The sequence below is a fragment of the Bacillus sp. EB106-04-02-XG92 genome (assembly GCF_058791995.1).
The window spans coordinates 200,551-213,707 of sequence record NZ_JBYTEA010000001.1; the positions used below are offsets into that span (position 1 = coordinate 200,551).

General features: G+C 36.6%; 15 protein-coding genes and 1 other annotated feature. All 15 genes read right to left on the reverse strand.

Translation table 11 applies throughout. The features are described from left to right. Positions 1 to 23: 23 nt before the first annotated feature. The 15 genes from uraA to sigE all read right to left on the reverse strand — a co-directional run bounded on the left by uraA (position 24) and on the right by sigE (position 13,154). The gene (gene uraA, locus AC3WVA_RS00935) at positions 24 to 1,307 is read right to left on the reverse strand and encodes a uracil permease (protein ID WP_044795371.1); all 1,284 of its coding nucleotides are present in this window, start codon (positions 1,305 to 1,307) and stop codon (positions 24 to 26) included. Between the two features lie 146 nt (positions 1,308 to 1,453). Continuing rightward, entirely contained in the window at positions 1,454 to 1,996 is a 543-nt protein-coding gene (gene pyrR, locus AC3WVA_RS00940) for a bifunctional pyrimidine operon transcriptional regulator/uracil phosphoribosyltransferase (RefSeq protein ID WP_001156490.1), read from the reverse strand. A gap of 203 nt (positions 1,997 to 2,199) precedes the next feature. Next, positions 2,200 to 3,108: an RluA family pseudouridine synthase gene (locus tag AC3WVA_RS00945; RefSeq protein ID WP_001980601.1), complete on the reverse strand. Its 909-nt coding sequence runs from the start codon at positions 3,106 to 3,108 to the stop codon at positions 2,200 to 2,202. A 4-nt stretch (positions 3,109 to 3,112) separates the two neighbouring features. Next, entirely contained in the window at positions 3,113 to 3,571 is a 459-nt protein-coding gene (gene lspA, locus AC3WVA_RS00950; RefSeq protein WP_001980603.1) for a lipoprotein signal peptidase LspA, read from the reverse strand. Positions 3,572 to 3,695: 124 nt separating this feature from the next. Continuing rightward, complete coding sequence (locus tag AC3WVA_RS00955; RefSeq protein WP_001004659.1) at positions 3,696 to 4,025, reverse strand: TraR/DksA C4-type zinc finger protein; 330 nt, start codon at positions 4,023 to 4,025, stop codon at positions 3,696 to 3,698. Between the two features lie 158 nt (positions 4,026 to 4,183). After that, a complete protein-coding gene (gene ileS2, locus AC3WVA_RS00960; protein ID WP_098344991.1) occupies positions 4,184 to 6,949 on the reverse strand; it encodes an isoleucine--tRNA ligase in 2,766 nt (921 codons plus the stop codon). Positions 6,950 to 7,020: 71 nt separating this feature from the next. Continuing rightward, positions 7,021 to 7,245: a binding site (T-box leader), on the reverse strand. A gap of 51 nt (positions 7,246 to 7,296) precedes the next feature. Beyond that, complete coding sequence (gene divIVA / locus AC3WVA_RS00965; RefSeq protein ID WP_001131611.1) at positions 7,297 to 7,803, reverse strand: septum site-determining protein DivIVA; 507 nt, start codon at positions 7,801 to 7,803, stop codon at positions 7,297 to 7,299. Positions 7,804 to 7,892: 89 nt separating this feature from the next. Further along, on the reverse strand, positions 7,893 to 8,660 hold the full coding sequence (locus AC3WVA_RS00970; protein ID WP_492321755.1) for a YlmH family RNA-binding protein: 768 nt from the start codon (positions 8,658 to 8,660) through the stop codon (positions 7,893 to 7,895). A 15-nt stretch (positions 8,661 to 8,675) separates the two neighbouring features. Then, the gene (locus AC3WVA_RS00975; RefSeq protein WP_048530595.1) at positions 8,676 to 8,939 is read right to left on the reverse strand and encodes a YggT family protein; all 264 of its coding nucleotides are present in this window, start codon (positions 8,937 to 8,939) and stop codon (positions 8,676 to 8,678) included. 6 nt (positions 8,940 to 8,945) lie between these two features. Further along, entirely contained in the window at positions 8,946 to 9,416 is a 471-nt protein-coding gene (locus AC3WVA_RS00980; protein ID WP_000119136.1) for a cell division protein SepF, read from the reverse strand. Positions 9,417 to 9,435: 19 nt separating this feature from the next. Continuing rightward, a complete protein-coding gene (locus AC3WVA_RS00985; RefSeq protein ID WP_048530596.1) occupies positions 9,436 to 10,110 on the reverse strand; it encodes a YggS family pyridoxal phosphate-dependent enzyme in 675 nt (224 codons plus the stop codon). Continuing rightward, positions 10,107 to 10,925, reverse strand: coding sequence for a peptidoglycan editing factor PgeF (gene pgeF, locus AC3WVA_RS00990; RefSeq protein ID WP_048530598.1), 819 nt, complete (start codon positions 10,923 to 10,925; stop codon positions 10,107 to 10,109). The genes AC3WVA_RS00985 and pgeF overlap by 4 nt, the downstream gene beginning before the upstream one ends. A gap of 121 nt (positions 10,926 to 11,046) precedes the next feature. After that, positions 11,047 to 11,331 (reverse strand): YlmC/YmxH family sporulation protein, encoded by a 285-nt coding sequence (locus tag AC3WVA_RS00995; protein WP_048530599.1) that lies wholly within the window; start codon positions 11,329 to 11,331, stop codon positions 11,047 to 11,049. A gap of 166 nt (positions 11,332 to 11,497) precedes the next feature. Next, positions 11,498 to 12,277 (reverse strand): RNA polymerase sporulation sigma factor SigG, encoded by a 780-nt coding sequence (gene sigG, locus AC3WVA_RS01000; protein WP_000197753.1) that lies wholly within the window; start codon positions 12,275 to 12,277, stop codon positions 11,498 to 11,500. A gap of 157 nt (positions 12,278 to 12,434) precedes the next feature. Further along, positions 12,435 to 13,154, reverse strand: coding sequence for an RNA polymerase sporulation sigma factor SigE (sigE, locus tag AC3WVA_RS01005; protein ID WP_000976948.1), 720 nt, complete (start codon positions 13,152 to 13,154; stop codon positions 12,435 to 12,437). Positions 13,155 to 13,157 lie beyond the last annotated feature (3 nt).

Consider the following 13,157-nt stretch of genomic DNA (forward strand, 5'->3'; position numbering starts at 1 on the left):
AGGACTGAATTAAAAGGTTATTATTATGAAGCAATTTGCTTAGATTGTTTTATTTGTTTCGTTTCTGGTAGTAGTAGATTTAATAGTACACCTACAATTGCTGCTAGTGCCATTCCTTCTACTTGGAACGATTCTCCTACGTGAAGTACCGCTCCGCCAATACCGATCACTAGTATCACTGATGCAATCATTAAGTTTCGTTTGTCACTTAGGTCTGTTTTATCATCTACCATCATGCGTAATCCGCTTGATGCGATTACACCGAATAGTAGGATTGATACACCACCCATAACCGGTGTTGGGATCGAATGAATCAGTGCAGAAATCTTACCGATAAACCCGAACATGATTGCAAACACTGCTGAACCGATGAATAAGTATACACTGTATGCTCTCGTAATTGCTAGCACACCGATGTTTTCACCATACGTCGTATTCGGCGGTCCACCGATTAGTGACGCTATTAATGTCGCTACCCCATCACCGAAGATTGAACGGTGTAAACCTGGTTTTTCAATTAAATCTCTTTTAATAACATTTCCAAGTACAATTTGATGTCCGATATGCTCTGAAATTGTTACTAGTGCAACTGGTACCATCAGGAGTACAATCTTCCACGAAAACTCCGGCGTATATGTTACAAATGGTACTGTGAAATCTGGTATAACAAACCATTTTGCCTCAGCTACCGGCTTTAAGTCTACTAGCCCTTGGAAGTAAGCGAAGATATATCCGCCGACAATCCCTAGTAACACTGGTATGATACTGAAAAACCCTCTCCCGAATATAGAGCAGATAATTGTAATTGCTAACGTTACTAACGCTACTGAAAAGTGTGTAAAGCTATATTTGCCATCCGCACCGTTCATCGCCATGTTAACTGCTGTATGTGCTAAAGCTAGACCGATTACCATTACTACTGGACCAACTACGATTGGCGGAAGTAATTTCATAATCCACTCTGATCCTGACTTCTTAATTCCGAGTGAGATTAAGATGTACACAAGTCCTGCTAGCAAACCACCGAGCATTGCTGCTCCAGGTCCACCTGCTGTTTTCGCTGTTATTATCGGTGCGATAAAGGCGAATGATGACCCTAGATAGGCAGGTACTTGACCTTTCGTTATAAGAAGAAACGCTAGCGTTCCTAATCCACTTGATATTAATGCTACTGACGGATTCAATCCTGTTAAAAACGGAACAAGCACTGTTGATCCAAACATCGCGAACAAATGTTGTATACTTAAAAATAACCATTTTCCCGGTTTTGGTACTTCATTAACGTCTAACACTGGCTTTTGTTCCATTGTTACATCCTCCTTCAGTTTCATTCTTTGCAATAAAAAAACTCTTTGTGCCTGTGCACAAAGAGTCCTACACTTTCGTATGCCAAATTTGACATATGAAAGCCAAGACCCTTTGGCAGCCTCACAGGACTACATTTAAAAGGGCTTTACTTATCGTATATGCTTACTCGATCTTGTTGATCTGTCTCTTGCAAATCAACTTCGATACGCTCTTCACTTGATGTTGGAATGTTCTTTCCTACATAATCAGCGCGAATTGGTAGTTCACGATGACCTCTATCAACAAGAACCGCCAGTTGGATTTGTGATGGTCTACCTAAATCCATAAGAGCATCCATTGCTGCTCGAACTGTTCTTCCTGTATATAATACATCATCTACAAGGATAACTTTTTTCTTCGTAATATCTACAGGGATATCAGAGCCTTTTACAAGTGGTTCTTCATTTTTCGATTGTAGTGTTAGATCATCACGATATAACGTAATATCTAGCTCTCCAACTTCCATTTCTTTTCCTTCAATTTGACCAATTCGTTCTGCCAAACGTTGTGCAATAAAAATTCCACGAGTTTTAATTCCGACAAGAACACAATTATCGACACCTTTATTTCGTTCCACGATTTCATGACTAATTCGTGTTAAAGCGCGGCGAATCATTTGGTCATCTAAAACGACTGCTTTCTCTTGCATGCTCTACACCTCCAAGCTTTTTTCTTGCGTGAGAGTAATGGTATAAAAAAAGTCCTCTCAGCGTGTGCGAGAGGACTTTTGAAAAAAGGGTACAGCATACCCTATGTATTTCAAACCGTTACCTTCTCAACCTCACGGGGCTGTGTTAAAGGATCATTATTTAACTGTTGTCAGTATCTCAGTTTTCTTATGATTTGTCAATACTATTTTCGTAAAATATTTAATGCATCTTCAAACACTTCCGGAATCGGTGCCTCAAACTGAATATACTCACCCGTGCGAGGATGGTCGAACCCTAAAATACCTGCGTGAAGTGCTTGTCCATTCATGTCTAATGTTTTCTTTGGTCCATACTTTGGATCTCCCGCAAGTGGATAACCAATATATTTCATATGAACACGAATTTGGTGTGTACGTCCTGTTTCTAAGCGACATTCTACAAGTGTGAAATCTTTGAATCGCTCTAACACTTGGAAATGCGTAACAGCATGCTTACCATTTTCATCAACCGTCATACTTTGGCGCTCTTTCTTATCGCGAGCAATCGGAGCATCAATTGTTCCCTTATCGTGCGGAATAACACCGTGTACAATCGCTTTGTAACGTCTTGTTACTGTTTTTGCTACAAGTTGATTTACAAGTGATTCGTGTGCCATATCATTTTTAGCGACCATTAATAGGCCTGATGTATCTTTATCAATACGATGCACGATACCTGGACGCATTACACCGTTAATGCCTGATAAGTCTGTACAGTGGTGCATAAGACCGTTCACAAGCGTACCACTTGTATGACCTGGTGCTGGATGTACAACCATACCACGCGGCTTATTAACAACGAGTACATCTGCATCTTCATAATAAATTTCTAAGTTCATATCTTCTGCTTGAATATCTAACTCTTCCGGATCAGGAATCGTTACTGTGATTTCATCATTTTCTTTCACTTTATAATTTACTTTTACCGATTTCCCATTAACTGTTACAACATCATCTTTAATCCATTGTTGTACTTGTGAACGTGACCATTCACCGTTTATTTCTGCAACGAATTTATCAATTCGCTCGCTTTTTTGTTCTTCTGCAACTGTTACTTGTACTACTTCACTCATTCAATTACTCCTTCGTTTTCTTGCCTTCTAATAATGTTTGAATAATAATTAATACAACACCAATACATAATGCTGAATCAGCTATATTGAATACTGGATAGTTGTACGAAAAAATATACACGTGAATGAAATCCACTACTTCTTGTCTAAATACACGATCAATAAAGTTACCAATTGCCCCACCTAAAATTAGACCCAATGAAATTCCTAGAAGCTTATCTGTTTTTGCGTATTTTTTCATATACATTACGATAAATACTACAAAGACAACTGTAATAATGTAGAAAAACCACATTTTATTTTCTAAAATGCCCCAGGCAGCTCCTCTATTTCGATGTGATGTTATGTATAATACATTATCGATAATCGGAATGCTCGTACCCAATTCCATGTTCTTTACAATTAGCCATTTCGATATTTGATCGATGGCAATGACAAATAACGCTATTACATAATATATCATTTTCATTTCCCCCACAAAGACAGTGTACCTCAAAATTTTAGCATAGCTGCAACCTTTTCACAATGAACCTTTATAGAAGAATAAAATAAATTAAAAAAAGGTAATATAATATCGTTGTGCACATTCATACATTTACTTTTTCATAGAAAAATTCATGTATAGTACGGGCAGTCGGCATCGTCTTCATTTGTTTTACCGAAATTACTCTCCCTGTTTCTTCACAAATACCATACATATCTATTTCCATTTTGAATAATGCACGTTCTACATCTTTTAAATCCTCTTTTATATCATGTAATAACAGTTTTTTCTTTATCTCTTCCTTAATTTCATATCCAAGCTCTTCGCTAAACTCTGTATCATATTTGTGCATGACCTCTTTAGCTAGCCTCTCTTGTAACTCTTTTCGCATCAATTGCAATTCTTCTTTGATTTCCATATACATTTCATTCACGTGTACATTCCTCCCAACTGCAATGTACGATTAGTGTGTCCGAAATTTCTATGCTTACCTCACACACATTTTTCCTTCATAGGAAAGAGAGTGAAAGTTATTTCAATATATCGTCAATAATAAAAAACTGACTGCACTTACGCACAGTCAGTTTTTTATTATTTTACGTAGTTTTCTTTAACAACTGTTGCACAACGCTCACATAATGTTTCATGTTCAGCATCTTTACCAATTGTTTCTGAAACTACCCAACAACGTTCACATGTTTCACCAGTTGCTTGAGCAACAACAACCGCTGTATGCTCATACTTCGGTGCATCTGCTGGCGCTTCTTCCATCATGCCACCAAGTTTGTACTCAGAAACGATGAATAATTGCTTTAAGTCTTCGTTAATAGACTCTAACATAGCTTTCATTTCTGCAGTTGGATATAGTGTAATGCTTGCATTTAATGACTTACCGATTACTTTTTCATTACGAGCTACTTCTAACGCTTTTAATACGTCATCACGCAATGTCATAAATGCATCCCATTTTGTTTTTAATGCTTCCGCATCATCTAATTGTACAGCTTCTGGCATATCAGTTAATTGTACACTTTCTTCTGTTACACCTGGAATGTATGGCCATACTTCATCAGCTGTATGCGGTAAGATTGGTGTTACAAGTTTCGTCAATGCAACAAGAACATCATATAATACAGTTTGAATTGCACGACGATCTTCATGGTTTGCACCTTCAATGTATAAAATGTCTTTTGCAAAGTCTAAGTAGAATGAACTTAAATCAATTGTACAGAAGTTATGAATTGCATGATATACAGCAGCGAAGTCGTATGTCTCATATGCTTCTTTTACTTTTGTAATTAAGTCATTTAATTTCACTAACATGTAACGATCTACTTCACGAAGTTCAGCTACAGCTACTGTATTTTCACTTGGCTTAAAGTCGTCTAAGTTTCCTAATAAGAAACGGAATGTGTTACGGATTTTACGATATACTTCTGCTACTTGTTTTAAAATATCATCTGAAATACGCACGTCAGATTGATAGTCAACAGAAGATACCCATAAGCGTAAAATATCTCCGCCTAATTGATCCATAATTTTCTTCGGTACGACGATGTTTCCAATCGACTTACTCATTTTACGTCCTTCACCATCTAATACGAAACCATGGCTTAGTACGCCTTTATATGGAGCTTTACCTGTTACAGCAACTGCTGTTGATAATGAAGAGTTAAACCAACCACGATATTGGTCAGACCCTTCTAAATATAAATCAGCTGGACGTTGTAAATCATCGCGCTCTTCTAATACCGCTTGGTGAGAAGAACCTGAGTCGAACCATACATCCATGATATCTGTTTCTTTACGGAATTCACCATTTGGACTACCTGTATGTGTAAATCCTTCTGGCAATAGATCTTTTGCTTCACGTTCGAACCATACGTTTGAACCGTGCTCACGGAATAAGTCTGCTACGTGGTTAATTGTTTCATCTGTAATGATTGGATCGCCATTCTCTGCATAGAATACAGGGATTGGCACACCCCATGCACGCTGACGAGAAATACACCAGTCACCACGGTCACGAACCATATTATGAAGACGAGTCTCTCCCCATGCTGGTACCCATTTTGTTTCCGCAACAGCTTCTAATAATTCTTTACGGAACGCTTCAATAGATGCAAACCACTGTGCTGTCGCACGGAAAATAATTGGCTTTTTCGTTCTCCAATCATGTGGGTATGAATGCGTAATGAATGTTAATTTCAGTAACGCACCTACTTCTTCTAATTTTTCTGTAATTGGCTTGTTAGCTTTATCATAGAATAAGCCTTCAAATCCAGGTGCTTCATTTGTTAATACACCTTTATCATCAACTGGACAAAGTACTTCTAATCCATACTTTTTACCAACAACGAAGTCATCTTCCCCGTGTCCTGGTGCTGTATGAACACAACCTGTACCTGCATCTGTTGTTACGTGATCTCCTAGCATAACTAATGAATCACGATCGTAGAATGGATGTTTTGCAACTGTATACTCAAGTTCGCTACCTTTTACTGTTTTCACAACTTCAGCATTTTCCCACTCTAACGTTTTTGCAACTGTCTCAAATAGTTCAGAAGCAATAATATATTTTTCATCATTTACTTTTACAATAGCGTAATCAAGTTCTGGATGAACAGAAATACCTAAGTTTGCAGGTAACGTCCAAGGTGTTGTTGTCCAGATAATGTATTTCTCATCACCTTCTAATACGTTCTTTCCGTCTTTTACAGGGAACGCTACGTAAATAGATGCTGATTTTTTATCTTGATATTCAATTTCAGCTTCTGCTAAAGCTGATTCACTCGTTGGAGACCAGTAAACTGGTTTTTGTCCTTTATAGATATAACCTTTTTTCGCCATATCACCAAACACTTTAATTTGTTGTGCTTCATAAGCTGGCTCTAAAGTAATGTATGGGTTATCCCAATCAGCACGTACACCTAAACGCTTAAATTGTTCACGTTGACGTTCTACTTGTTCATATGCATACTCTGCACATAACTTACGGAACTCGGCAACTGTCATTTCTTTACGCTTTACACCTTTATTTGTTAAAGCTTGCTCAATTGGTAAACCGTGCGTATCCCAACCTGGCACATATGGTGCACAGTAACCAGTCATTGATTTATAACGAACGATAAAGTCTTTTAACACTTTATTTAATGCATGTCCCATATGAATGTCACCATTCGCATATGGAGGTCCATCATGCAGTACAAATAAAGGACGACCTTTCGTATGTTCTTGTACCTTTTCATAAATATTCATTTCAGCCCACTGTTCTTGCATTGCAGGCTCACGTTTTGGTAAATTCCCACGCATTGGGAACTCTGTTTTTGGCATTAGTAATGTATTTTTGTACTCCATGCTCAATTCCTCCTTACATGTATAAAAGAAATACTTAAAAAACGGAATAAAAAAGAGACCTTCTCATCCCAAAAAGGGACGAGAAAGTCTCCCGCGGTACCACCCTAGTAGATCCTATACATATGTATACAATCCTCTTTATATTCTTAACGCGAATATACGCCTACGCTTACTCTATTTGTTCAGCGAGGAACTCCAGGGTGATATTCCCATTATCTCCTTATCCTGAGCTTACACCATCCTCAGTTCGCTATATAAGGTATGAAAAAGGTACTTATCCCTATCTTCGTTTTTCTTAATAAATATGTTGTTTAAAATTATATGTAATAATGAGAAAAACGTCAAGCTTACACTGTTTCTTCTTTTTTCAACAGCTCGTCTACTTCGTCTTCTAACTCAATTAGTTTATCCCAATCATCGTTGTTTAACATTTCAAGCTGCGTTTCTAGTAACATACGGAAACGAGTACGGAATACTTTCGCTTGTTTCTTTAGCTCTTCAATATCAAAAGCAACTTTTCTTGATTTTACTAACGCTTCGTTAATAATACGGTCTGCATTCTTTTCAGCTTCACGTACAATTAATTTTGCTTCTTTTTGCGCATTACGTTTTACTTCTTCCGCTGCTTCTTGTGCAACGACGATAGATTTGTTTAACGTATCTTCAATATTAGAGAAATGATCTAACTTCCCTTCTAATTGCGCAACTTTTTCTTCTAAAGCTTTTTTCTCACGAATGACTAATTCATAATCTTTGATAATTTGATCAAGAAACTCATTTACTTGATCTTCATCATAGCCACGGAATCCGCGACCAAATTCTTTGTTATGAATGTCTAATGGTGTTAACGGCACAACGCCACCTCCAAGTAGTTATCTAAATTTCCTCTTTCAATTATATCTTTTCTTCGACAAAATAGGAGGATTTCCTTCTAAAAAACCAATCATTTTAGTATACCATACAAAATTCTCCATTTGTCGCGCTTTGTTTTACCTTCTACAGAAAACAGTTTACTTCGTCCATATCCTCTCACTGAAAAAACATCTCCTGGATAACATTCATAAGAGGTTTGCTCCACTGTTTTCCAATTCACTTTTACTAAACCATTTTTTATGAAAGGTTGTACTTTTTGTCTAGATATATGTAACATTTCTGCTAATATAACATCTAAACGAAGCGAAGAAACCGTTCCAGATTTCTCTCCCCACGTTTCTTGCATCTGTAGAATTTTTTCTCCTTGCACTGGTGATAAGGAAACCTTCACTTTCCCTATCGATTGTAAGTTCATCTCAATATAAGATACAACTTCTTTCGCAACTACAATTTGGGCACGATCTTCTTGAAGCAAAATATCACCACATTTTTCTCTCGTTAAACCAAGAGACATAAATGTACCTAATATTTGCCTATGCTCTAGCGTATAAAACTTAGAAGGATAGTCAATTTCCAATACTTCTACTTGAAATTCCTCTTCATTCACTACTAGATAGTCCGGATAAATGAGTGCTCTTTTACGCTCTGCATGAAGCGTTGCACCATCAAACTGTACAGCAACATCACCTTGCCCTATAACCATAGTGACAATTTGTTGTTGTCTTGGATCAAGGAAGTCTGTTAACTTCACTTGATGGTACTCCGCTACTCGCTTCCACTCTAACACCTTATCCACAAAGACCTCTTCATCAGGTCTGAAATGTTCATAGATGCTCATGTATTTAACCTCTTACTATAAGAAATAGGCGAATATACTTACTAAACCCTTCGTAGCAAGCTTTAACGTAAAAATCGCAACGAGTGGAGAGATATCAATCATACCAAGCGGCGGAATAAATCTGCGAAATGGTTCTAAATACGGTTCACAAATACGCGCAAGAACATCTCCGAAAGTTGATTCCTTAGCACCTGGGAACCATGATAGGAGGATGTAAATAATAAGTGCCCACGAGTAAATCTCGATAGCATAAACTAAAAGCCTTAAAACTGTTTCCATGGCGTATTACCACCTCTTTATATTTGTGTCTTCTTCTTCACCGAACAACTCTGAAATTGCACCAACAATATCTACATTTTCAGGCGTACACATAAATGTTTTCGGTCCTATTTTTTGAATGTCCCCGCCTATAGCGTATACAGTACCACTTAAAAAGTCAACGATACGTACAGCTTGATCAGTAGACATTCGTTGTAAATTAATTACAACAGCTCGTCTACCTTTTAAATGGTCCGCAATTCCTTGCGCTTCCGAATATGTGCGTGGTTCTAATAAAACAACTTTTGAAGATTGCTTTGCCGTTTCAATGCTCACAACATTTTGTTTCGGTTGTGCTTTTGGAAACGTAACATCTTGTTGTTCTGGCGGATCTTGCTGCTTCTTCATGTCTGTTTGCTCCTTTTCATAACTATATTGAGCTGCTTCTTTTTCTTCTGGTGTATCAAAAAAGAAGTATTTTACTTTTGACCAACTCATAATAAGATTCTCCTTCCTTTTACGCTTTTCCTACTAAAATCGTCCCCAAACGAATATATGTAGCGCCTTCTTCAATTGCAATCGTGTAATCATTAGACATTCCCATTGATAATTCTTTACATGGCGCATGCAATAATTCCAGCTTCTGCACCTCTGTTTGTAGCATACGTAACTCCTTAAAACAGCGTCTAATTTCTTCCCCTTCTTCTGTAAACGGAGCCATTGTCATCAGTCCCACGACTTCAATCTTATCCAATTCTTGCAAACTTTGAATAAAAGGAATGGTTTCATCTATTGCCAATCCTTGCTTTGATTCTTCAGATGATGTTTTCACTTGAATAAAACATTTCACTTTCTTATTCGCACGTTTTTGAATTTCTTTCGCAAGTGAAAGACGATCTAATGAATGTAAGTAATCAATTTCATTAATAATTTCTTTTACTTTTCTCGTTTGTAATGATCCAATAAAATGCCAATTCACTTTTGAACCGAAATGTTCGTACTTCTGTAAGAAACCTTCATTTCTATTTTCACCTAAATCGATAATTCCAGCTTCAATTACTTCGTTTGTTTTTTCAATTCCTACCGTTTTTGTAACCGCAACAAGTTTAATATCTTGCAACGAACGTCCCGCTCGTGCACAAGATTCTTTAATAACTTCGTTTACAGTTGTTAAATTTTTTTGTACTGTCACTTGCTTTCTTCCTCCTTAAAACCTATGAAACTCAACATTCTTCCTGTCTTACCTTGATCACGGCGATGAGAGAAAAATAGTTGTTCTTCACAGCTTGTACAAAGAGATGACATTACAATATTCTCTTCTTTTATGCCTGCTTGTACACATAATATACGATTAATTTCTTTTAAATTAATTGCGTACTGCCCATCAGAAATTTTTTTATAAGGGACAGAACCGTTTACTACTTGCTCTGCTGCTGTTAACACTCGATCATCAACAACGTAACAACAAGATCCAATTGCTGGTCCGATTGCAACATGAATTTCATCGCTTGAAATGCCTTCTGCATTCCATTTTTGAATCATTTCCTTTGCAATCTCTTTTACAGTCCCTTTCCATCCAGCATGCGCAAGTCCTATCATACCATGTGATGGCGCATAAAAATAGAGTGGAACACAATCTGCGTAACAAGATGTTAGAAGAACATCATTATCAGTCGTATAAATGCCATCTGTTTTTGAAATGCCGTCTTCATATGAATAGACGCCACTTCCTTTTTCTTGTTGTCCTACTTTTTCAACATGATGATCATGAACTTGTTCAGAGCAAATCCAGTTTTCTAATGGTTTTTGTAACTTATTTGCTAAAATGCGTCTGTTTTCATGAACGTTCTCCACGATATCATTCACATGTAATCCTAAATTCATCGCATGAAAGGAGCCTGTACTTATCCCACCATCTTTTGTCGTAAATCCAGCAGTAATGTTTCCAAGTTCTTTCCACGCTTGTAAATACAGTATACCGTCCACATATTTAAATGGTTCTCTCATAACAAAGCGACCCCTTTTTAATTAAAATAGCATAAAAAAGCATGGTACTTCCTGTCTATTTTACCATACTTTTATTTTTTCATAATCCTAACAGAAAAAAAAGAGGAATTTGTAATATTCTTTATGAAATTGTCGGTGTTTGTATTGATTCTGTTACAGAATTAACAGTATTTACTCTAACAAGTATGACATCTTCCCCAATTTTCACAATTTCTTTCCAAGGAATTACAATTTCTACATCTTTCCCAAAGATCCCCAACATACGTGCCTGTTTGGAAATAATAATAGACCCAATCTTCCCTGTATTCATATCAATTTCAATATCTCCAATATTCCCAAGTCGTTTTCCATCTGAAACATTTATTATATCTTTCATCTGCAATTCCGAAATTCGTATCACTTTCATCCTCTCCCTTATATGTGACGAATTGAAAAAAGCTGTTTCTTAAATTAACAGGAAGTACCCTCTTACCAACCCCATATTATTTTCATTATATGAACTCCCTTTCCCTACTATGAGCACAAACAAACTATGTTACATATAAAAAGGTTTCACCATAAATGGTGAAACCTTATCCTTGAATCGTCTTATTCATTTGTTTAATAGCCGATTTCTCTAAACGTGACACTTGTGCTTGAGAAATCCCAATTTCTTCTGCAACTTCCATTTGTGTTTTTCCTTGGAAGAAACGTTTTCGAATAATCATTTTCTCACGATCATTTAAACGCTTCATTCCTTCTTTTAGTGCTAACTCTTCAACCCACTGCTCGTCCTTTTGTTTTTCATCACTTAACTGATCCATAACAAAGATAGGATCACCCCCATCGTTATAAATCGGCTCAAATAATGAAACTGGATCTTGAATTGCATCTAACGCGAAAACAATTTCTTCATGAGTTACTTCTAGCACTTTTGCAATATCCATCGCTGTTGGTTCTTTTGAATTTTCTGCAATCAACTTTTCTCTTACTTGTAACGCTTTATACGCAATATCTCGTAATGAGCGAGATACGCGAATCGGATTGTTATCACGCAAATATCTGCGTATTTCCCCAATAATCATCGGTACAGCATACGTTGAAAATTTTACATTTTGGCCTAAATCAAAGTTATCAATGGATTTCATAAGTCCGATACAACCAACTTGAAATAAATCGTCAACATATTCTCCTCTGTTATTAAATCTTTGGATGACGCTCAGTACAAGACGTAAGTTTCCATTCACTAATTTCTCTCTTGCGCTTATCTCTCCACTTTGCATTTCACGAAATAATTTACGCATTTCATCATTTTTTAGTACGGGAAGTTTAGCTGTATCAACACCGCAAATTTCTACTTTGTTTCTCGTCAAAGTGTTCCCTCCTATCGGGAGTTGCTGTACAGTGTAAAGTATTTCCTTTGAAGGGGATTTTATGCATGTGGTTTTTTCTTCATTTTTCATTTTAGTTGTCTTTCCTTATACAACTAAATAGAATAAGACCAGCCGTTATATAGGCTGGTCTTATTCTTTACACCATTTTATTAAATTCTTTTCGTAATCTTTTTATGATTCTTTTTTCTAAACGCGAAATGTACGACTGTGAAATCCCAAGCATATCCGCCACGTCTTTTTGTGTCTTTTCCTCTCCTCCAGCAAGCCCGAAGCGAAGTTCCATAATTTGTTTTTCACGATCATTTAATTGATGTAATGCTTTCATTAGAAGATGACGATCAACAGTGGCCTCTAAATCTTTTGTAATAATGTCATCGTCTGTACCTAATACATCTGATAACAAAAGTTCATTCCCGTCCCAATCGATATTAAGTGGTTCATCAAAAGAAACTTCTGAACGATTTTTATTATTCCGGCGCAAATGCATTAAAATTTCATTTTCTATACAACGTGAGGCGTATGTTGCTAATTTTATTTTCTTTTCTGGATTAAATGTATTCACCGCTTTAATAAGGCCGATTGTTCCAATACTAATCAAATCTTCAATATTTATTCCTGTATTTTCAAACTTTCTTGCTATATATACGACTAGCCGTAAGTTGCGTTCAATCAGTAACGATCTTGCTGCCTGATCTCCTTTTGGCAATTTATTCAAAAGAACTTCCTCTTCTTCTTTCGTTAACGGTGGTGGCAACGCTTCACTTCCACCAATGTAATAAATTTCATCGGTCTTAATTCCTAATTTCAGCAATACTTTATACCAAAGGTATACTAAATAAAATTTTAATTTCATCATATT